This window comes from Ekhidna sp., from assembly GCF_965212185.1.
Taxonomy (GTDB): domain Bacteria; phylum Bacteroidota; class Bacteroidia; order Cytophagales; family Cyclobacteriaceae; genus Ekhidna.
In genome coordinates this window covers 1,533,269-1,558,699 of sequence record NZ_OZ243102.1, presented here as the reverse complement: position 1 = coordinate 1,558,699, position 25,431 = coordinate 1,533,269, and the positions used below count along the sequence as shown (strand labels likewise).

Below are 25,431 nucleotides of genomic sequence, written 5' to 3'. Positions count from 1 at the left end.
ATTATTCATCTTTCAGTACCTCTGAAGGATTCATAAGTGAAGCCTTAGTTGTTTGAAAAATAGCAATTGCAAGAGAAATGAATAACAAAATACCTAGCGATAAAATATAAATATCAATCCCCATACTGATATGATATTCAAAGTCTGATAGCCAGTTATTCATAAAGTAATAAGCTGCAGGTACTGCAATAGCAAATCCAATCAAGAGCAATTTGATATAGTTTTTTGAGAAGAGTAAAACAATGCTTGAAATAGAAGCGCCAAGTACTTTCCTGACACCAATTTCTTTGAGCTTCTGTTCTACTGAAAAAACAACGATTCCAAAGAGTCCTAAAGAGGCAATAATTATGGTTAGTACAGCGAAAAAAGACAGGACGCTACCAAACTGTTTTTCATTCCTGTAAATGCTCTCAAAATGATCCTCCAATAAGAGGTACTCAAATGGTCTGCCGCTCGCAAATTCATCCCACTTGGCATTTACTTCTGCAATTAGATCATTTAGTTCATCCTGAGAAGCATCACTTTTAAGTACCACCCTATATAGTGGTCTTTTTCCTTGCGCATTTGATTCAGAATGAAAGATTGCAAAGGGTTCAATTGGAGAATGAAGCGATAGAAAATTAAAATCCTTTGCAACCCCTATGATGTGATATGTTCCACTCCAATTAGTAATTTTTTGATTCAAGATTTCCTTGTCTATAGACCACCCGATTGTCCTGGCTGCTGTTTCATTTATGATAATACCATTCTTATCATCGGAATATGACGAATTGAACTTTCGCCCCACAACCATCTCAATCTCCAATAAGTCCATGTAATTATCATCTCCCAAAACATAATTGAGCGGCAATGATCCTGCTTCAGGTTTATCCGGAATAAATTGATCTCCATTGTAAACCATGAAAGGAAGAGCGTCACAAACTGTGGTATTTTTTACTCCATCAATTTTAGCTAGCTCGTCAGCAAATTCATCTTGAGATCCCGTCCAATGCGTATTTTCAATAACGATCAAGTTATCTTTCGAAAAACCTAAATCTGCATTTGTTATATGGTTTAATTGCTTATAAATCGTAATGGTGCAGATGATTAATAGAAATGACAGCACATACTGAGTAACAAGCATGCCATTTCGAATGCCCAGACCTTTTTTACCCGAACGGAGCTCGCCTTTCAAGGCAGATATTGGGCCAAAAGAATTAAAGAAGAGGAAAGGATAGAATCCTGCAATCGCACTTACTATAAGGATTAGTATAGAAATAAAAAGAACAATCAATGGCTGCTCCAGAATTGATAGGGATAATTCCGTTCCTGTAAATTGATTAATCAACGGTAACAAGTTCAATATCAAGAATATAGACACAACACATGCTACAATGCAATAGGCCAATGATTCTCCGAAGAATCTTTGTAGAAACACACGACGATCCCCTCCAAGTATCTTTCGAACAGCAACATTTTGAGCCTTATTTGTAAACTGTGAGGTACTGAGATTAATGAAGTTGATGCATGATAAGATCAATAGAAAAATAGCTGATCCAATAAGTGCGGCAACTATCTTAATATTTCCCACATCATTGAGTCGATTATAAATATTACTTGAATGCAAATAGATATCCTCAAATGGTTGTAAGAATAAATTCCATTCTTTTCCTGCAGCTATATACTCTTCATAAGTGTATCCCATTACCTTAAGTGTTTTTATAGCATGCTTTTCAGGTAATTGATTAAGCTTAGACCGTACAACTTCAGGATTTGCTTGTTCATCAAGTAAGATGAAAGTTTCGAAGGTCGTCCACATCCAACTCCAATCACTTCTTGCCACACGATCGATCGTATTCATGGAAATCATCATGTCATAGTCTATGTATGAATGATTATCGATTTTTTTAGCCACTCCTGTCACTCTAAAGGTTTCTCTAAGTGGTCCTCCACCTAAATCAATCAATTGACCAACCGGATTTTCATTTCCGAAATATTTGATTGCTAGGTCTTCGGAAAGAACGATAGAGTTTGGTTTATCAAGAACCGTTGAAGAATCTCCGTACAAAAGTGGAAAACTAAATACTTCATAGAAATTGGTATCAGCCGCTAAGATGTACTCATCATTAAAGAATTTTTCTTCATCATTCAGTTTGAATCGGACAGGATTTAGTTCCGGTGTATGAACGCGAACTACCTGCTCAGCTTCAGGAATTTCCTGAGAAATAGAATAACCAACACCAGGTCCAGTGCTTGCGAATGGGTTTGGATTATCTTCTCCCCAAATGAAGGTTTGATTGATTCGGTAGATTCGATCACCATTCTCATGAAAATCATCATAGCTCATTTCATTTTGAACATACATGTAAATAAGTATGGAGGAAAAAAATCCGACCGTTAGTCCAAGAATGTTTATGAAGCTAAAAAGCTTGTTCCTTTTTATTGCGCGGAAGAATAATTTGAATGATGTAAGCATTGGTATAAAATTAGGATTTCACTCAGCATAGTGTCACAAAGAATGCCAGAAATAATAAATCACTATATGTCAAGCACTTACACAAATGGAATTCGTTCAAGTTGTTCGTAATTGAACAATCTTGTGTTCATCGAAAAAAATTGTCTTCACACTATTTTTTTAGTTAATTGAAACTTTGTTTGAATACAAAATTGAAAGATTTACCTAATCGTTACTAAAAAGCCCCAACAATTTCTTGAAGGGGCTTTTTCTATCTCATAGAGTTTTGTATTTAGAATCCACCAATCTTTAAGGTGATGAAGTAGTTCAATTTATCAAAGGCACCAGGGCGAGTATTGATAAGTTCAAGGTCTTGCGTAAATCGTTTACTTACTCCCATTGCCAATCTGAAATTTCTACTAATGTTGAATTCTAAATCTGCACCTGGCTCTACATACCAAAATACATCTGCGTCAACCTCATTGTCAATCGGCCCAGGCATGGTGTTATCTTCATTGATCCTATGATATCCTAGCCAACCTGCTCCTCCTGAAACTGGAAATGTGACATGAACCACTTCATTGGAAAAGAAAATCAATTCCAGAAACATTCCACCGTATCCTCCCAGGATATTTACTTCCTGCCCAACCTCAATGTCATCAAACTTCGCTGTAGGGATTATCCCATGCCCCTCCACACCTATTCCAAGCGTACGATTAATAATCCATCCGCCTCTTAAACCAGCTAACACTAAAGACTCATCTCTGAATTCTGTGCTTCTAAAGGAAAGTGCTCCAAATCCGCCACTATGACTCATAGAACCGCTGAGTGTTTTTATATCCTGCCTCCTATCTCTTCTTTTTTCAGGCTCAGTGCTTTGATAATAAATAATCTTTGGAGTATCGTCACTTGTATCCTCTACTTTTTGTGAAGGCTTTGGTATTGTATCAGCCGGAACTGGTTTTGGTTCTGTTTTGGTAGAATCACTTTCTTGTGCTTGAGTTACACTAGCGGCGTTAAATATTGCGATGATTACTAAGATATTCTTCATTCCTTTCTATTTGAGTATGTTTTGAAATAAGGACAGCAAATTCATTGAAGGGTTTCCTATTTTGTAAACCAATTTCTACTTTTCATCTTTTACCTTTGCGACCTTCAAAATTAATCTGAATTAAATGGCGGACTACAGTTTTCGTGTAATCGAAAAAAAATGGCAACAGTATTGGAAGGATGAAAAGGTATATGAAGTACCTAACACATCGGATAAGCCTAAGTACTATGTCCTTGACATGTTTCCTTATCCTTCAGGTGCCGGACTTCATGTTGGCCACCCGCTCGGTTACATTGCCTCAGATATTGTGGCTCGCTATAAGCGTTTAAATGGTTTTAATGTACTCCACCCGATGGGCTTTGATAGCTTCGGTCTCCCTGCAGAACAGCATGCCATAAAAACTGGTCAACACCCCGCCATAAGCACAGACACCAATATTAAACGCTTCATTGAACAACTTTCTAATCTTGGTTTCAGTTACGACTGGTCAAGAGAAATCCGAACGAGTGATCCCTCCTTCTACAAGTGGACACAATGGATTTTTCTAAAATTATTTGAAAAGGGTCTTGCATATGAGGAGGATTCCTTAATTAACTGGTGTCCAAATGATAAGGCAGTTTTAGCGAATGAAGAAGTAAAAAATGGCCGATGTGATCGATGTAATACACCTGTCGTAAGAAGAAAACTTAGGCAATGGGTTTTGAAAATTACCGAGTATGCCGATAGGCTGCTTGACGATCTCGATGGTCTGGACTGGCCAGAATCTGTAAAACTTTCTCAAACCAACTGGATAGGCAAAAGCTACGGAGCTGAAATAGATTTTCAAATAAAGGATTTTGATCAAAAGCTTAAGGTTTATACCACAAGACCTGACACCATCTTTGGGGCCACCTATATGGTGATAGCACCGGAACATGACTTAGTTGATAAAATCACTTCACCATCTCAAAAGCAAGCCGTAACAGCCTACGTTGAGGAGGCGAGCAGAAAGAGTGACCTGGAGCGAACCGAGTTGGACAAATCAAAAACAGGCGTATTTACGGGAGCGTATGCAATCAATCCCATTTCAGGTGAAGAAGTCCAGATATGGATTTCTGATTATGTACTTATTTCTTATGGTACGGGAGCAATAATGGCCGTTCCAGGAGGCGATCAACGAGATTTTGAATTTGCCACAAAATTTGATTTACCAATCCTTCAGGTAGTCACACCAGATGGCAAACCATTGGAAGACCAAGGGGAAGCTTATCCCGGAAATGGTATTATGCTTAATTCCGGAGAATACAATGGAATGGATAGTGTGGAATGTAAAGAGAAGATCATTGAAAGGCTGGAAAAAGAAGGAAACGGAAAAGGGGCAGTTAATTACAAGCTGAGAGACTGGATATTCACCCGCCAGAGATACTGGGGTGAGCCAATTCCAATCATCCATTGTGAAAAATGTGGAACTGTACCAGTTCCTGAAGATCAACTACCCGTAGAACTCCCTCAGGTGGTTTCATACCAACCTACTGAAGATGGGCAGTCTCCTCTTGCACATGCGACCGACTGGGTGACTACAACCTGTCCAAAATGTGATGGGCAAGCAAAACGAGAAACGAATACAATGCCCCAATGGGGCGGCAGTTGCTGGTATTATTTACGGTACCTAGATCCTACCAATGACAAAGCACTTGTCGCTCAAGAACTGGAAAAATATTGGATGAATGTAGATTTCTACATTGGTGGTGCAGAGCATGCGGTACTACATTTATTATACGCACGCTTTTGGCACAAAGTCCTGTTTGATTTAGGGTATGTATCTACTTCAGAACCATTCCAAAAACTGATCAATCAGGGGATGATTCAAGGTAGATCAAATTTTGTCTACCGAATTGATGGAGAGAATACCTACGTATCCAAAGGATTGAAAGATGAATATAAAACAGCAGCCATACACGTTGATGTCAATATTGTCAAAGATGATGTGCTGGATGTAGAAGCATTTAAGCAATCCAGAGCAGACGCGAATGATGCAGAATTCATCCTTGAAGACGGAAAATACCATTGTGGTTGGGAAGTGGAGAAAATGTCTAAATCCAAGTATAACGTTGTAAATCCGGATGATCTTGTTGATAAGTATGGTGCAGACACCTTGCGAATGTACGAGATGTTCCTGGGCCCTATTGAACAAAGTAAACCATGGAATACCAATGGTATCGAAGGTGTTTATAAGTTCTTAAGAAAATTCTGGATGCTATTTCATGAAGGAGACAGCTTTAAAGTTTCCGATGAGGCGCCAACTAAAGATGAATTGAAGGTATTGCATGGAACCATCAAGAAGGTAGCCGAGGATGTAGAACGACTTTCTTTGAATACTTCTGTCAGCACATTCATGATTGCGGTCAATGAATTGTCCGCATTGAAATGTAACAAACGAGCCATCCTCGAGCCAATGACTATCATCCTGTCTCCTTTCGCTCCTCATATTGCTGAAGAGCTATGGCACTTACTAGGAAATGAAGGAACGGTAGTGGATGCTCAGTTTCCTACCTACGAGGAAAAGTATCTGGTTGAAGATTCCATAGAATACCCGGTATCAGTTAATGGAAAGATGCGAGCGAAGATCAGCTTCCCTGCTGATGCAAGCAAAGAAGAAGTTGAATCAGGAGCCTTATCAAACGATACCATACAGAAATGGATGGATGGAAAGGATCCTAAGAAGGTGATTGTGGTGCCTAAGAAGATTGTGAATATTGTGGTTTAGATTTCAACAGTAGTTCACTTTTTGAAAAAGCCCTCAATGAAATTCATTGAGGGCTTTCTATTTTTAATCTACCAAAATGAGTTTTACAACCCACTTCTTCCCCTCTCAGGAAGGGATTATATTCCTAGTGCAATACTATCACACGTTTCGATTGTCGTTTACGATCTTCTCCGTATAGATGGATGAAGTAAAGTCCGGAAGGCATTTCGGTTGTCTCCACGGTGAGCTTCTTGGTTCCTTTGCTCATCTCACCTTCTTGTACTTCTCTGCCAGCCTGATCATATATTATCCATTCGGTTTTATCTGAAAGTGGAAAAGCAAACTCTAATATCACCTCTTTATCGGCAGGGTTTGGATATAAGGATACATCAGACAATTCATTTTCTGTACCTAAGATGATAGCACCACCAGTAACAATGGTTGATTCTGCCTGATAAACCTTCTTGCTATTAAGATCCTGTGCATAAACAATCACTTTGAAGCTGGTTGGATCAAACATGTTATTGATTTGCCACTTCTGGTCGGTAATCGATAACACATCATCATCATTTATTGGACCCTGTACATACTGACCGGCAGCATTTGGCAAAAGCTTTCTTAGAACATTGTTAATTCGATCCCCCGCATTATATCCACCCATATCTTGAGAAAGGATTACTTGAGGCTCTACAACTGCCACAAAAAGACCAATTTCTGCATCATTAGGTAAATCCGCTGTGGCGGTAAAGGTCGCATCGACATCCAAAGTATTATCAGCTTCCACACTGGCAGTTACCAGAATATCAAAAATAGGTTCTTCTAACTTCGCATTATTCAATCGAGCCTCTAGTTCATTCAGCTGTGATGCAATATCCTCAACAAGGAACGCATCTCCACTAATCGCTATGCTTGGTACATCTGAAATACCGTAGAATGAGCTCTTAGCTCCAGGGTCTCTGGTATTTCTCAAGTTGATCTGATCAATTCCTGCACCTCCCCCATTTGCAAAATCTGTAAAATAGTTGATGGTCAAGATATCAGTACCGTTATAATTCGGGTCATTATCAATCGCATCGTTAAAGGCGATACTCAGATCATTTAAAGTCGATGAGAATAATTCAACCAACACGATCTGATCTCGATCATAGATTCTAAAATCATCGAAAGCAAAGCCTTCAGCATCTTCTTTTCCTCCTGCTTGCCCAGAGAGTGCAAATCTGAACCTGACATACCTATCATCAGTGACTCCCAAAGGCGAAATAGCTAGCTGCCAATCACTCCCTGGATCACCTTTTACAGTAGCCCATCCAATGCCCGGATTATTTTGACCATTTTCTCCCGCAGGTGCTTGAGTTCCAGGAGCGGCTGTAATCGCTTCACGATCATACCAACCCGGAGTTGAGGCCAGTTCTTCCGGCAAGTTTGAATTATAGGAACCAACATTTATCCATGTCCGCCCATCATCTTCAGTATACTGCAATACAGCACCATCTCTAAACGAAACAAAGCCCGCGTATCGCTGGATACTAATGGTTGGCGAACTAAATCCTGAAATATCAAAGGATGGAGAATAGACAAAAGATATCTCTCGATTAGCTTCTGGATTTGGAATAGAATTGTAGCTAGTATAAACTGATCCAGTACCATTTCCAGATCCTGGAGGTGTTGTGCCCCAAGCCCATGTAGTAATTAAGTCATCCGTTTTACCATCTAAGCTTCTGGTCTCCACAAGCCATCCACCGTTTGGAGATGTTAAGTCAAATGATTCTGAGCTAACAAAATCTTCACTGTAAGTATTGTTTGAATTAAAGCTGGTAAAATGAGGAATAATATCAATCGTTCTACTAATTGTTACATCACAACCGGCAATAGTGGTAATTCTGAGATCTACTCCATATGAGCCACTAGCTGTGAAGACATAATTATAATCCAATGGAAAGACTAGAGGATTTGTTGGATCACCATTCCAAGTATTCACCACAGTTCCATCAATGGACAAATAAACAGAATCAATGTCTGCATCACCCAGCTCTGAATTATCCTCATAAATCGTGAAATCTGTGCCATTTGGATGAATGGCTGTTAAGCCAACCCACGAGATGGCAGGAATTGGTTCCTGGCCTACAGTTACAGATTTACTTAAAGATACTGCCTCACAAACTGTAGTAAATGATGCTCCGGGAGCTGTTGGATCATAGGTTGCCGTAACCGAGAAGTTAGCTGTCGTCTCACCTTGACTAAGAGCATATACCAATGTATCTCCACCAGCAGCACCACTTTGTGTTTGCTCCACATTACCATTTACAGACCATTCATAAATGTACAAGTCACTATCATCTGTCATCTCTACAAATACTCTGATAGAATCAGAGGCACATGAATTAGCCACCTGTATTCCATCAATGTCATCATTGATGTTTGTTCCAACAAATTCAGGTCTAGGATTCACAAAGAATGTTTTCAAAACTGTATTCTCGCAACCATTAGCATCTTGATAGGTGTATTCAACTGAATGAGTACTTCTTGGTGCATAAGGATCTGCACCATGAGCATCAGCTGCAGTGAATACAGCTTCTCCGTTATTGGTTGACAAAGCAATTCCCGGTATATCAAACACACCATCACCTAGTGGTGCTCTTGTCACGTTATTAACACCAATTAGCTGAATGCCTGTATCATCATAACACAGCTCTATGTTATCCATATCCACTCCTTCAAGCGTAAACGAGATATCCGGATTAGGATTTATGATAATTGTTTCAACATAGGTTGTCTCACATAGAGTACTTAAACCCTGATAAGATCTGCTTGGATCTATGTACGTTACATAGATGGAGTGGACAGTTGAATTTCCACCAATACTTTTCCCTCCAGAGAAAGTAGCACCTCCAGCACCTTCGTGCCAGGTTTGTAAATTGATTTGAGGAATAGATGCACCATCAGCATCCTGATCTACAGTAGCATCTGCCCAAAGAGCATTAACTGCATTCTCAATTGTATCTTTTCTATTGGTCTGGTATGAAAGAACTTGCCAGGAAACCACATCTGACTCATCTACTACCGTACTTCCTCCAATAAAATCTACAAGTGTCAGCGTTGGCACTGCATCATCTGAGCAGAACTCCTGGAAATTAAAAATTTCATCAAAATCAAGATCAGGCAAATCTTGTTTAGAATGGAATTCTGAATAATTTACTGTGCAACCATTCAAATCCGTAACATCTACCTCAACTACAAAATCCCTATCGCTAACTGAAATGACATTGGTATTCAACTCTCCATTTGATGGTACGGTTGTAATAATCTGGCCATCTAAAGACCAAGTAAATGTGTATCCGGAATAATCATCCTCTTCAGTTGTTCCAGCAGGGTCCGCTGGGTCAATAAACCTTACTTCTGCAGTTATCTGATTACTATTATCATTACAAATATCCGTAATGAAGAAAATGTTACCATCTTGAGGGCTTCCATTATTAACTGAAATCTCTTCAGGAACCGGATCTACAAATAATGTTGTCTCCACAAAATTGAAGCATCCATTTTCATCGGTGTATTCGAACTGGATTAGTGAACTTGATTGAGTTTCATATGGATATTCTACACCGGTAGTGCCATTAATTATGTTCCAGTACTCATCATGAAGATCAAAAGCATTTACAAATGCTGTATTGTTACTGGTCGGAATATTGAGGTCATTAGTTTCAGTCGAGAAATCATCATCCAGTCCAACAACCAAAACAAATTGGCCTACACTAGTAAACAGCGAACTTGAATCGGGTGCAGAAACACCTGCCAGTTCAATTGTGTTTTCATCATAACAGAATTGGTCTTGTCCGGTCAGGAATCCATTAATATCATTGTTATCAACCAAAATAGTTATGTCAGGGTTTGGATTGATTATGATTGTTTCAGAATATGTGACTGAACAATTTGTAGCGATACCCTGATATTCGCGATTTAAATCTTGATAGGTAATGTAAATGGTATGAACAGTAGAATTACCACCTACACTCCTTCCGTTGACATATGAAACCCCACCTGCTCCTTGATGCCAATTTTGAATATCTACGGTAGGAAATGAACCACCACCTAAATCTTGATCAACAGTTGCTGTTGACCAACCTGCTTCAACAGGGTTATTAACAGTATCTGTTCTATTGGTATTAAATGATAATACTTCCCAACTAATAACTCCAGCAATAGATGCAGCTGTTTGTCCTCCAATGTAATCATCTAAGCTTAGTGAAACATTAGCATCGTCTGCACAAAACTCTTCAAAATTGAATATCTCAGGGAAATCTAAATCTGGTAAGGCTTGTAATTGATGCACCTCAGTAAAGGTCTCCGTACATAAATTAGGATCTGTCACGTCAACTCTCACATTAACGTTAGTAGAGCTTGGTGTAAATGTTAATGTGTTTGTACCAACCTGAATGACTGGATTTCCAAAACCATCATCAGGTACCGGATCCCCGTTAATTGTCCATTCAAAACCATAATTGGTGTAATCTGTAAGAACATCATCCTCACCACCAGTTGGATCCACTAATACAACAGTAACCTGCGCATCACTTCCATCATTACAGAAATCTTGAATACGAATGATATTTGAAAGTCGATCAGAAGCAAGGTCAGCCGGATCTAAATCAGTGACTCGCTCTACGTCATATACTTCTGGTTCTGGCTCTATATATAGGTTCTCAGCTACAGATATTTGACATCCATTGTCATCCGTGAAATTAAAAGTAATAACACTACCATTGGCAGTCCTATTTAAATACTTAGCTCCCTGCCCCGTTTCACCGTAGGCAGCATTATGCTCTGCTCTTGGATTAAATGTTCCCTCTCCAATATTTGATCCAAGTGCTCCTAATTGGTCGCTTGAGAATTGTCCAGAAGTTAAATTGATTGTGTCTGTAATGCCTGTATTATCGTAGATATACTGAACTCCTCTGAGTGTTACATTCCCCTGCTCGTAACAGAAATTATTAAACCCAGAAGTAAAGTTTGCCTCGTTAATGTCTACTCCAAAAACTTCAAAACTAATATGAGGATCTGGATTAATAGTTATCACTTTTGTGACAGAACCCGTACAAAAAGAAGCGGGATCTGTATAATACATGATCAACTCATGCACTGTAGACTCACCACCAATATCCATCGCACCTGGTAATGCATCATGTAAAGCCACCAGATCCAGTACTGGGAAGCTTCCATTAATAAGTGGACCATCAATATCTGCGGGATCATTCGCATCATATGTGCTTTGTAAATAAGAGTTAATTTCATACCCAACATCAGTTGGATCTGTTAGCAATGTTGTGCCAACTCTTATAAATACATCAATATCTCCATCACCCTCTGGATCATCATCTCTGCAGTAAGAGTTACTAATTTCAGCATCTAGAGCATCTACAACTGTTAGTTCCGCCGGATCTGCAATCGTAATCTGAATAGTCGCAATATCACTGTTACAACCATCAAAGAAGTTACCAAATGAATCTGTCAAAGTATCCGTTACCTGAATAACCTCATATGTTACGATTTGAGCACCTAGCCCTACTAGAAATAAGTCAGCGAAGGTTGGTCTCTCTCCGGTAAATAGTAGGTTACCGGTAGAAGCGTTATACCATTCCACGCGCTCATCACCCGCATAAAGATTTTGTGCTTCAAATGCCAGATCAGCAAAGAGTTGATCAGAACAGACTGCAAATTCAAAAAAGTCATCATCATCTGGATCAATATTAGGAAAATCCAGAGGTACAGAAGGGTTTGCTGAATTATCAGATACGATTGTAACAGCATCTTGAATTCCGTGTACAGTAATTGATACAGGTATCGCTTCTGATTCACATCCATCAAAATCTCTTGAGTCTACTACATCATTGTTTCGTGAAACATACACGGTGTATACGCCTGGAACATCAACAAAATTACTTGGGATGGTAGAGGCACTACCTAAGATGGCTTCTGTCATAGGATCACCAACTCCAAGGACATCTCCAATCCTTGTTACTCCGTTGCTACCACCGTCAATGCTTTCATACCAGGTATACTCATCTGTACCAGCTATAAATGTGTGACTGATGTTACCCAATGGATCACCCTCACATATATGAAATTCAGTGGTACCAGCAACAAAATCTGATTCAGTTGGAATTCCAGCTTCCTCATGCGCAAGAATTCGAATAGTTATTGCGTCAGTGCTTGTACATCCAGGGAAGTCAGAAAAAACGTTATCCGGAGCTATGCTTATGTTCTCGGTTTTTGTAATTGTGAAGATTATAGAATCACCAGCAAAAATGTCAGGAACTGGTATACTTTCATCGCTTGTATCGGTATTGCCATCAATCTCTGTAATGGTAGTCATATCGATGATAACTGATCCAGCAGAAAAATCACGAAACTCTCTTGTAACGTTATACCGATCATCATCTAACAGATCATCTAAAATCAATGCATCAGGTGTGGTTGATGCTCCACCATCTTCAACACAATAATCAAAAGTGTAAATATTGCCATTCTGTGCTGCAGGTGGGAATGCGCTGGCATCAATTACTGGTGCATCAGGGATGTCAAAAATATTTACCGTTACCTTTCTTAAATCCGATTCACAACCACTTGAGCCTGTTGTACTAAAGTAAAATTCTGCCTGATCAGCTCCGGTAGTACTTAATCCAACAGCTGCTATATTAACTGTTGGATTAAAATTAACGGCTGCTGGAAGTGGATTTTGATTTTGGTCGTACCATGTGATATCCGTAGGATTGGAGGATACAACTATTGTTTTCATTGTTCCACTTGTTGCACCCGTGATCGTCTGACCTGCAGAAAATGTTCCCACCAGATTATCTAATCCAAGTACATTCCCTTTGTCTGAAACAATCTGTGCAGATCCAGTGAAACTTGTAATGGTTTCTCCAACTCTAAAATTGGTAGTTGTTTCATTAAACGCTGAAATGGCAGAATTAAATAAGGTGGTTTGCCCCTTAATTATTTCCCCCACTTCAAAATTCCCGTTAATATCCCCAATGGTCATTGTTGTGCCATTATCTGTAATTACTTGGGCTGTAGCACCACTAGTGGCTCCTTTTATCGTTTCCCCTACAGTGTAAGTAGGGCTATTTGGGTGAGTAAGAGTTGCTGTTCTTGATGAAGAATAAATCAACTGGCCATCCTCAAAGTTTATAGCCGTAAAACCTGCTGGTGTAGCTCCAACGCAATACTCAAGTTGATACTCATCTGTATTTACAAAGCCAATTGACCTTCCGGCGGCAAGTGTCGCAGCACCTAATTCAAGCATAGCCGGTCTTGGATTTACATAAAAATCAAATGATGTAGAACCGACACAAGATTCAGGACCTAGAGCCTCTGTGTCATAAATAATTCTGAAATAGCCAATATCGTCTGTATCACCATCATCGGCAAACGTATTCCCATCCTGATCAGGATCATTTGGATTAAATACATTACTTAGAGTCCCTCCTGAAGTAAAATCGGCTATTTGTGAATAGCTAATCCCATCTATTGACCGATAGAGATAGTACCCATTTGCAATTACTTCTTCCAGAGTTACATAGGAAGGCTCCCATTGTGCATATTGGTCATTTGGATTGGTTGACTCAAAATCATTTACGTATTTGACACTTCGATTGATTGTGACAAGGTCAGTGTCAGAGTCACAGTATTGTGTGTTTAATCCACTTATTTGAACATATGGGCGACCATAAACTTCTAAGAAATCAAATTCTATCGTTGACTGTGAAGTCATATTATCGAATCTGTTTCTTTCAACATAGAATATACTTCCCTCTCCAGGTGCCATGATAAAGTCATCTCCAAATCCATTTCCACCAAACGCTAAACCAGACCAGGTTTGAGGATCAAACGGAAACTCGAACGTAACTCCTGACCCATATGCTGCTTGGAAGCTGAATAATGCATTATTATAGAAATACATATAGGAATTGTCTAGTGTCTTATCCAGGCCTTGAGCATTCGCACTAATGAAGTTGTCAAAATATATCTGAAAGAAATTGGAAGGGTTACTTGTATAAAAAGTTGCCTCTTCAATGGTAAGATTTCCTGCAAGAGGAAATTCTGAAATACAATAAGCATCGTCTAATGCCGGAGTAAAAAATTCTGTTTCAGGTACCACCTCAAAATCAGCTTGAACGATAAGATTTTCTCCTGTATTGTCATTGGTTACACTGTAAGTGATGGTATGAGTTTCACCTACACCACCATTATCTCCAGCGACAGCTGGGTCAAAGTATGCTACCAATGGATCTGCCCCACCACCAACAACCGAAATACCATTTCCTGTTAATGATACTGTATGATTGGCTGGATTACTTAAGTAGATGGTATCAATTGATCCATTTACTGAAAGCACTTGATCAACAAAGGTTCGACTATCGTTATCAGGATGAACATCATTGTAAACCAATACATTAAACAAAAGAGGTGCGCTTTCACAAGTGGCATCATCGTCAGTAATGGCATAGGTAAATAGGCCAGGCGTTGTAGCAAGTAATGCTGCATTGCTGTTAATTGAAGTAGTCAAATCAGGTGTTGGGTCAACTACTCCATCAAAATACCAATTACTAGTTACAGTAGGACTTGCTTCTAATGAAAAAGGTAATAGATCGCGAGTTAAACCAACTGCATTCGCCGTAGTTGTTGCAGTAAACCCTGAACTAACTTCTGTAATGGTTTCTGCATTCGCCACAGTTCCTGATGTCAAATTAACCTGCATTTGATTCAGTCCATTGTCTGTATTTATAATGCCAGAAGCTCCTCCAGAAAAGTTCACTACTTCTCCAGGAGTAAACATTTGTATAGGATTACCAAGTGTATAATCCACACGTACCCGTGGAAGATATTTAGTTATATATTCGGTAATTGGTGTCCCGGGATCAGCGGTATCCTCTAGATCGGTTAATGCATCTGGTGATAATAAACTGCTTAAATCACCAAAACTTGTTTGATTGGTAAGAATACCAACATCACCACTAACAGTGATTACACTATTTGTGCGTGCAGTACTCCCTGTTCCCTCGACAATCAATCCATCTATGGTAATAACGTCAACAACATCAGCGTCACCGTCATCTATAAGTTCAATACTTAAAGAAGATGTTCCAATATATTCAACAGTTCCTATTGAAATGTTATTACCAACACTTGTACTAAGTATACTTAAAGTTGCTCCGGTATCAAACACAAACCCAGCAGGGAGATTAAGGATATACGTTCCCGTCGAGCTGAAATCTGTTGGGTTAGTTTCTGCCACTCGAATTGTTGGCAATGAAACTTGATCTCCGATACAAACAGTAACAGCTTCTGCGCCTGTAAGGGCTTCAAAACTTGCTGTAGCATCTTCGACAAGCACTCCTCCTTGAACCTCTATTACATTGGGAACTGTAGCGGTTCTAATATTTATTGGACTAGCTAAATCAAAGGTGGTATATGATACAGAATAGGTCTGCAACCCCAGAGGGTTAGTTAATAAACCTCCTGAAAGTGTCCATCCACCTATTCCATCATTCGTAGCAGAAAGTGCTGAATTTGCACCAATACTTATGAGAACTGTTGCATTAGGATCATCAATTGTCCCGGATAAATCTGGAGTTGGATCAGTAGTGACTGTTGGACTAGACGTAGTGATGGTAAAATATGGAGCAGCACCGTCATCGGTATTCGTAAATGTATGAATTGGATTGCTGGCAGTTGCTGCACTCAAATCACGCAAAATATCTGCGACATCAACACTTACATCTGGAGTTATGTACGTATCAGATGAACCACTTTCATTAAGCGTCAATGTTACATCAGGGGACGAAACTGAGAATCCAGCAACTGGAATAGTATACCCACCTGATAAACTAAAGTCTGTGTCATCGATTCCATTATCAGAGAATGGCTCAGAGAAGGTGACCGTGATTTCATCTATCTGACCATTAAGGTCATTATCTGCCGTAATAGCGCTTTGAATAACAGGTCCTGCCGCATCTGTTGGAGTTACGGATCCAGCTAAAATTAAATTACCCGCATCATCTGCAAACGTCAATGTCCCTGCGAAATCCAATGTTCCGTCCACATTTGTGCCAGTGTAGCTTGTAAAAGCTAATGTGAAAATATTGTCATTCGCAACATTAGGATCCACGCCATTCAGCGGAGTTGCGACTACTGAACTTGGAGATATTCCATTATTAGTACCCCCATTAATCGTAAAGTCTGATAAACTGGCAGCCAATGATGCATCATCAATGTCATCAAGGAAAGTGACAACTATTTCATCAATGTTTCCATCAGCATCAGTATCATGGGCTTCTACGTCCGCCGTTACCAGATCATCGAAATCTTCAGCAAACACATCGGGTAAATTAAAGTCGAAAAAATAATCCCCTGGATTTGGCATGTAGGCATCTGTGGTTCTACCCCTGATTTGCGTGTTGCTTCTAGCAGCAAATCGGTAAGTCTCTACTCCCCTAAATTGTCCATTTGGTAAATCAAAGAAGTAAATTCGGTAAGTATCAGATGAATAATCTACATTGTTAGCTAAACTAGCACCAGTATCCCTTCGCCAATCAATATCTGAATTATTATTGTCATTTATAGTTGCTCCACCATTTTGTGTATAAGTAATACAAAGTTCATCTTCATCACATAAAGATGTCCCATTTGTATAGTCACCATTCTTTATAGTGCCGTCGTTGTTAGTGTTTGCAAGCATGGGACTCCTGTTGGTACTTGCATCTCTGTAAAGTCCTTCACTAAAAACCAGCTCGATATATCCTGAATTAGCACCCGTGACGGTGTAGGAAGCAGTAAGAATTTGAGGGAAATTGATCAAGTCCTGAATCGTATATGGCCCAGCTGTTTCAGTCCCTGATAAGGAAATACCCACTGCATCTTCGATGGTAGTTCCATCTGTACTTATACTTACATCATCATCGTTTTCATAAGTACCAAATCCTGGGTCAATATTTATAACAAAAAGAATCGTGTCTTCAACCGCTCCTAGAGGATCACCACCAAGTGTTGTAGCATCATTAAAATTCAAGGTAGTTGGATTTGGTCCGGAATTGAGCGTTATAGACTGATCGAAATCACCAAGAACGATTGACCCTCCGGCAGAACGATAAATTTCCTCAGAGAATACTACCTGCAAATAACTATTTGAACCTTGAAGGAACGAAGAATATATCACCGGAGCTGCTCCATCAGTAACAGCAGCGGAGTACCCCAAAGTCGTATTTACACTTGGTGTAGCCAAATCATCTAATGTACCAGAGGTGAAAGTAAGTGTAGGTGTGGCATCCGTATCTGGATTCGTACTCTCCACCAAAACGATTTCAATTATGTCATCATTTGCAGCACCCCCAACCTGGGTGTCGATACTTGAAATTTGATATCCTCCACCAAGTGCAAACTGTGAAGTTGTACCACCGCCAACCGTCTGATCCAAAGTGGATCCATCTATCGGCTCTGATAAAACAACTGTGATTAGATCAATTTCACCTGAAGTACCTCCTACATCATCCGTAGTAGCACTAAGAATTACTGGAGCAGCACCATCACTCACAGCACCTGATGAAGCGGCATTGGTATTCGGTACGGTGGCAAGATCGCCTAATTCTCCAACTGTAATCGTCAGGTTAGGAGTAGCATCTGTGTCAGGTGATCCACTCTCAGCAAGGGTTATGACAATTTCATCATCATCTGTAGAGCCCCCGGCAAGTGTTGCTGCTGTTATAATATCATACCCGGTTACAACAAAATCATCTGTAAAATCATCCGCTCCCGCAGTAGGAGTGGCATCAATATCATCGAACTCCATCGTCTCGGAAAAAGTAACGATGACCCTATCTATTTGACCATTGGTATCATTATCACCTGTTACGGCTGATATTAGCACTGGATCGGCTCCATCATCGGCTGCTGTAGCACCAATATCTGCCAGTACTTCTCCATTATCTAAATCATTAATGTCATCTCCGCCACCTCCATCATTCGTGTAGGCATAATTCATCACGCCCGTACCACTCACTCCTGCACTGATCGTCAATGCAATAAACTCATCATCCGCATCTGCATCCGCTCCACCACTCACTACATTGGTCGTCGTGTTGAAAGCATCAAAAGAAGCTGCTCCTCCTCCATCATCCAACGTCCAATCAGCAATCGCATTTGCAGTGAAGTCTGAATCGTCGATGGGCTCACTCAGCTCTAACTCCATCGTCTCTACCGTGCCATCTCCACCTACATCTAAAGTGATCGCCTGTATGACCACAATGTCTGCCCCGTCTGTAGCTCCTGTAGTACCAATATCCGCCAGCACATTCGTGCCATCTGTAATATCATCTGCTCCTCCTCCATCATTCGTGTAGGCATAATTCATCGCATCTGTGCCACTGACGCCCGCACTGATCGTTAAGGTCACATACTCATCATTCGCATCTGTATCCGCGCCACCACTCACTACATTGGTCGTTGTGCTGAAACCATCAAAAGAAGCTGCGCCTCCTCCATCGTCTAACGTCCAGTCCGCAATCGCATTTGCTGTAAAGTCCGCATCTACCATCGACTCTGAAAATTGAAGCTCTAAGCCCTCAACAATACCATTACCTCCAGCGTCTACTGTCGTAGCTGCTAATAAAATTGGAGTTGCTCCATCAGCTGCTGCTGTAGCACCAATATCTGCCAGTACTTCTCCATTATCTAAATCATTAATGTCATCTCCGCCACCTCCATCATTCGTGTAGGCATAATTCATCACGCCCGTACCACTCACTCCTGCACTGATCGTCAATGCAATAAACTCATCATCCGCATCTGCATCCGCTCCACCACTCACTACATTGGTCGTCGTGTTGAAAGCATCAAAAGAAGCTGCTCCTCCTCCATCATCCAACGTCCAATCAGCAATCGCATTTGCAGTGAAGTCTGAATCGTCGATGGGCTCACTCAGCTCTAACTCCATCGTCTCTACCGTGCCATCGCCTCCTACATCTAAAGTGATCGCCTGTATGACCACTATGTCTGCCCCGTCTGTAGCTCCTGTAGTACCAATATCCGCCAGCACATTCGTGCCATCTGTAATATCATCTGCTCCTCCTCCATCATTCGTGTAGGCATAATTCATCGCATCTGTGCCACTGACGCCCGCACTGATCGTTAAGGTCACATACTCATCATTCGCATCTGTATCCGCTCCACCACTCACTACATTGGTCGTTGTGCTGAAACCATCAAAAGAAGCTGCGCCTCCTCCATCGTCTAACGTCCAGTCTGCAATCGCATTTGCTGTAAAGTCCGCATCTACCATCGACTCTGAAAATTGAAGCTCTAAGCCCTCAACAATACCATTACCTCCAGCGTCTACTGTCGTAGCTGCTAATAAAATTGGAGTTGCTCCATCAGCTGCTGCTGTAGCACCAATATCTGCCAGTACTTCTCCATTATCTAAATCATTAATGTCATCTCCGCCACCTCCATCATTCGTGTAGGCATAATTCATCACGCCCGTACCACTCACTCCTGCACTGATCGTCAATACAATAAACTCATCATCCGCATCTGCATCCGCTCCACCACTCACTACATTGGTCGTCGTGTTGAAAGCATCAAAAGAAGCTGCTCCTCCTCCATCATCCAACGTCCAATCAGCAATCGCATTTGCAGTGAAGTCTGAATCGTCGATGGGCTCACTCAGCTCTAACTCCATCGTCTCTACCGTGCCATCGCCTCCTACATCTAAAGTGATCGCCTGTATGACCACAATGTCTGCCCCGTCTGTAGCTCCTGTAGTACCAATATCCGCCAGCACATTCGTGCCATCTGTAATATCATCTGCTCCTCCTCCATCATTCGTGTAGGCATAATTCATCGCATCTGTGCCACTGACGCCCGCACTGATCGTTAAGGTCACATACTCATCATTCGCATCTGTATCCGCTCCACCACTCACTACATTGGTCGTTGTGCTGAAACCATCAAAAGAAGCTGCGCCTCCTCCATCGTCTAACGTCCAGTCCGCAATCGCATTTGCTGTAAAGTCCGCATCTACCATCGACTCTGAAAATTGAAGCTCTAAGCCCTCAACAATACCATTACCTCCAGCGTCTACTGTCGTAGCTGCTAATAAAATTGGAGTTGCTCCATCAGCTGCTGCTGTAGCACCAATATCTGCCAGTACTTCTCCATTATCTAAATCATTAATGTCATCTCCGCCACCTCCATCATTCGTGTAGGCATAATTCATCACGCCCGTACCACTCACTCCTGCACTGATCGTCAATGCAATAAACTCATCATCCGCATCTGCATCCGCTCCACCACTCACTACATTGGTCGTCGTGTTGAAAGCATCAAAAGAAGCTGCTCCTCCTCCATCATCCAACGTCCAATCAGCAATCGCATTTGCAGTGAAGTCTGAATCGTCGATGGGCTCACTCAGCTCTAACTCCATCGTCTCTACCGTGCCATCTCCACCTACATCTAAAGTGATCGCCTGTATGACCACAATGTCTGCCCCGTCTGTAGCTCCTGTAGTACCAATATCCGCCAGCACATTCGTGCCATCTGTAATATCATCTGCTCCTCCTCCATCATTCGTGTAGGCATAATTCATCGCATCTGTGCCACTGACGCCCGCACTGATCGTTAAGGTCACATACTCATCATTCGCATCTGTATCCGCTCCACCACTCACTACATTGGTCGTTGTGCTGAAACCATCAAAAGAAGCTGCGCCTCCTCCATCGTCTAACGTCCAGTCTGCAATCGCATTTGCTGTAAAGTCCGCATCTACCATCGACTCTGAAAATTGAAGCTCTAAGCCCTCAACAATACCATTACCTCCAGCGTCTACTGTCGTAGCTGCTAATAAAATTGGAGTTGCTCCATCAGCTGCTGCTGTAGCACCAATATCTGCCAGTACTTCTCCATTATCTAAATCATTAATGTCATCTCCGCCACCTCCATCATTCGTGTAGGCATAATTCATCACGCCCGTACCACTCACTCCTGCACTGATCGTCAATACAATAAACTCATCATCCGCATCTGCATCCGCTCCACCACTCACTACATTGGTCGTCGTGTTGAAAGCATCAAAAGAAGCTGCGCCTCCTCCATCATCCAACGTCCAATCAGCAATCGCATTTGCAGTGAAGTCTGAATCGTCGATGGGCTCACTCAGCTCTAACTCCATCGTCTCTACCGTGCCATCTCCACCTACATCTAAAGTGATCGCCTGTATGACCACAATGTCTGCCCCGTCTGTAGCTCCTGTAGTACCAATATCCGCCAGCACATTCGTGCCATCTGTAATATCATCTGCTCCTCCTCCATCATTCGTGTAGGCATAATTCATCGCATCTGTGCCACTGACGCCCGCACTGATCGTTAAGGTCACATACTCATCATTCGCATCTGTATCCGCGCCACCACTCACTACATTGGTCGTTGTGCTGAAACCATCAAAAGAAGCTGCGCCTCCTCCATCGTCTAACGTCCAGTCCGCAATCGCATTTGCTGTAAAGTCCGCATCTACCATCGACTCTGAAAATTGAAGCTCTAAGCCCTCAACAATACCATTACCTCCAGCGTCTACTGTCGTAGCTGCTAATAAAATTGGAGTTGCTCCATCAGCTGCTGCTGTAGCACCAATATCTGCCAGTACTTCTCCATTATCTAAATCATTAATGTCATCTCCGCCACCTCCATCATTCGTGTAGGCATAATTCATCACGCCCGTACCACTCACTCCTGCACTGATCGTCAATGCAATAAACTCATCATCCGCATCTGCATCCGCTCCACCACTCACTACATTGGTCGTCGTGTTGAAAGCATCAAAAGAAGCTGCGCCTCCTCCATCATCCAACGTCCAATCAGCAATCGCATTTGCAGTGAAGTCTGAATCGTCGATGGGCTCACTCAGCTCTAACTCCATCGTCTCTACCGTGCCATCGCCTCCTACATCTAAAGTGATCGCCTGTATAACCACAATGTCTGCCCCGTCTGTAGCAGCGACCGTTGTGATGTCCGCAAGAATGCCGGTCTCTCCAACATTTGAAATATCATCTGCTCCTCCTCCATCATTCGTGTAGGCATAATTCATCGCATCTGTGCCACTGACGCCCGCACTAATGGTTAAGGTCACATACTCATCATCTGCATCTGTATCCGCTCCAACAGTAGTATTGAATCCGTCAAAAGATACAGCCCCGCTTCCATCATCCAGCGTCCAATCTGCAATCGCATTCACAGTAAAATCGCTATCATCAATAGGCTCAGAAAATTGGATCTCTAATCTGTCAACAATACCATTACCATCTGAATCGACTGTTGTGGCTGATATAACAGTTGGTTGAGCGTAACTCGAAAAAGAAAATAGAAGAATGAAAAACGTATATAGTAGAGATGGGCCGATCTTTCTCATGAGTAGTAGTTTAGACGCAAATAAAGGTGACAATAGCAATGGTATAAGTTACTCCAAAACTAATTATTAGTGAAGTTTATTAAAGGTTATATCATATCAAAGAACCCACTTCTTTTTTCGATATAGGCTCTATTTGGGTAGATAAGATAAAAATGTGTTAAAATTGAACTATTCTAAGATTAATCCAATGATCCGTCATCATTCAACTTAATGATGGAAATGAGTTTTACTCCACCCCCAAAATCTACATTGGCAACAGCCACAATTTTACCATCTGGTAAGGTTACTGCATCCACAACGGTATCATTACCGTCAGCTAAGCCAAAAAATGATTCTGCTCCAGCAACCGGAGCACTTCCTTGACTGAACTTCACAAACATTCCTTCACCACCTCTGGATAAATTACCGGAGTTAAATGACAAGTATTGACCAAGCATAATCAGCTTATTATCAATTGATTGGGTGATTCCTTTCCCAAGCGTTTCCAGAGTATTAGATTCATCATTGTAGGCTGAAAAATGATGGTTGCTTCCATTCAGATAAACCCCATTGTTGCTAAGATTCATAATAAAAGCAAATTCTTCATTTCCGGAAGTGCTTGAAGTTCCAACAATACTAAAACCAGAAGAAGATTTTATAACATCACTTACAGTCTCATTATATACCGTTGCATCTGTAGGATCACGACTGTCATCAATTCCATATGCTGCTGAATTAAAGGGAGTTCCATTTTCATCCGTCTCAAGATAGAAAACATTGGTACCATTCGATCCAAAATTTTCACCTCTTAAGCTTGGTGTATTTGAATGACCAATCATCACAAGATTTCCATTTGACTTCTCAAAAGCTCTCATTGCAATGTCTTCTTCATCATCACCAGCAATTCCCTGAGTTTCTTCAAAAACAATTCTTTCTAGCACAGGATTTACCTTAAGAAAATAGTTATCGAAATCACTATCCCCTCCTCCCCGATCAATCTCTCGAGCCCCTACCAATAGAAAACTACCATCATTGAGTTGAATGATATCATTCCCTAAAAAATCTAAAAATTCATCTTCTGTTGCATCAGCAAAAGCTATTAATGAATCTCCATCAAATGTCACTGGATTCAGGTCTGCATCCAAAAACCCGAAACTGAACTGTTTCCAATCTGAAATACCTAGGGCATTTATCGTAATGGAAGAAGTACCTATGATTGCAAAACCAGGCCGCCCATTTCTAAAATCATTGATTACATGAATCTGTCCAGCTGTTTCTTCCGCCCTAAACCGATCAGCTACACCATCACCTGTCCAGTCATCAGCCAATGTATCTCCTCCTGGAACAAACTCTCCTTCTTCATCGAAGATAGCAAGTGTATCAGACACCCCCAGTGAAACAGAATCTATCAGATTGCCATCAAGATCAGTTCTCAACACGAAAAAGTCAGTATCACCATTTTCAGATACTTGCGTACCAAAAACAACCAAACCAATCGGATTCACTCCGATAACGTCATAAACAATTTCAATGTCTTTTGCTTCATAGCTTGTCAGCTCACCAAAATATTTGATGAATGCCTCATCCGGAGACGGTGCATTTTCATCTTCAATTTGACAGGCAGATAGAAGAAAGCCAATGGCTATATATAAGTAATATTTATACTTCATGATTTAACGATACTGCTTACGCTTTCTTGGAATGTATAATGAACGAGTATATCCTACAGAGAAAGAAAGAACATTTAAGGTGAGATCATCTTCCACATGACCAATGCCAAAATTCAAATCTTTATTAACCCATCGATTATCCGGATTGATGTAATTTAAAAGTGCATTATCGTACCTCAATTCTAATGAGAAGAAATCCACTTTAGCTCTTCCTATTCTTGACCTAAAACCTACACCTGCTATAATAGATAAATTAGAAGTAGCCACCTGATCTGATCCTTTGAGATCATCACTTCCCGGAGGCAATGTATAAGCTGTACCTCCTGTTCTCTGAGCGTCCACATATTTGGCACTAAGTAATAGATCATATGATCCACCTAAGAAAACATAAGGTAAGAATCCGACGCGATTCCCATCATTATCTTTTTTATCGTAGTTTAAGCTATACCTAACCAAAAGAGGTGTTCTCAGCATATTGCTGGTATTTTTGGCCACATAATTAAGGCTTCCCTCTATTAAATCTCCTTCTATTTCATAGGTAGCTATACGATACTGTAATCCTCCAGCCACTTCAATTCCCTTTGATATATGACGCTCAGCAAGTACTTCTATCCAGAACCCAATTCCTACTCCTGTATTATTCCCATTTTCATTGTAGCGCTTTTGACTACTCTGAAATGTATTGAAACTCTGTATAACTGTAGGTAAACTTTTATTTACTCCACCTCTTGCGGCCACTCTTAATATCGGCTCAGTTTTAAACTTATCTTTTAATAAATAAAGCTCAGCTGGATCTTCTGCAGCTAGTTGGTGTTCTTTATCAACCTTCAGGAGCTTCACAAACATGTCTTCAGCCTGCTCTTCATTGTCCTGAAAAAGGTAGGCTTTTGTTAGAAGCTTGTATGCTCTAATCTTTTCATCAATCGAGAATACATCCCCATCCAGACATCTTGTAAATCCACTATTATCATCTGTATAGATATTGATGATATCAGAAAGTCTGCCTTGTTCAAACGCCAGCTCTGCCTGTGATAAGGCTCGTGCACATTGTGAAGAAGATTGAGAATACGCCCAGAAGGTGCAAGTCAATAAACAAAAAATGATTAGGTGTTTCTTCAT

6 protein-coding genes are annotated in these 25,431 nt (G+C 40.9%); 1 reads left to right on the top strand and 5 read right to left on the bottom strand.

The window, feature by feature from the left end; translation table 11 throughout:
* Window position 1 precedes the first annotated feature (1 nt).
* The gene (locus tag ACOMC3_RS06825; protein ID WP_420318788.1) at window positions 2–2,455 is read right to left on the bottom strand and encodes an ABC transporter permease; all 2,454 of its coding nucleotides are present in this window, start codon (window positions 2,453–2,455) and stop codon (window positions 2–4) included.
* 271 nt (window positions 2,456–2,726) lie between these two features.
* The gene (locus tag ACOMC3_RS06820) at window positions 2,727–3,485 is read right to left on the bottom strand and encodes a hypothetical protein (protein ID WP_420318787.1); all 759 of its coding nucleotides are present in this window, start codon (window positions 3,483–3,485) and stop codon (window positions 2,727–2,729) included.
* 124 nt (window positions 3,486–3,609) lie between these two features.
* Here ACOMC3_RS06820 and leuS point away from each other — a divergent pair, with 124 nt between their 5' ends.
* The gene (gene leuS / locus ACOMC3_RS06815; RefSeq protein ID WP_420318786.1) at window positions 3,610–6,231 is read left to right on the top strand and encodes a leucine--tRNA ligase; all 2,622 of its coding nucleotides are present in this window, start codon (window positions 3,610–3,612) and stop codon (window positions 6,229–6,231) included.
* 124 nt (window positions 6,232–6,355) lie between these two features.
* Here the strand turns inward: leuS and ACOMC3_RS06810 are convergent, their stop codons facing one another.
* From ACOMC3_RS06810 to ACOMC3_RS06800, 3 genes are all read right to left on the bottom strand, one after another.
* Complete coding sequence (locus ACOMC3_RS06810; RefSeq protein WP_420318785.1) at window positions 6,356–22,663, bottom strand: T9SS type A sorting domain-containing protein; 16,308 nt, start codon at window positions 22,661–22,663, stop codon at window positions 6,356–6,358.
* 179 nt (window positions 22,664–22,842) lie between these two features.
* Window positions 22,843–24,312: a hypothetical protein gene (locus tag ACOMC3_RS06805; protein ID WP_420318784.1), complete on the bottom strand. Its 1,470-nt coding sequence runs from the start codon at window positions 24,310–24,312 to the stop codon at window positions 22,843–22,845.
* Between the two features lie 3 nt (window positions 24,313–24,315).
* Window positions 24,316–25,431, bottom strand: a complete 1,116-nt coding sequence (locus ACOMC3_RS06800) for an outer membrane beta-barrel protein (RefSeq protein WP_420318783.1) — start codon at window positions 25,429–25,431, stop codon at window positions 24,316–24,318.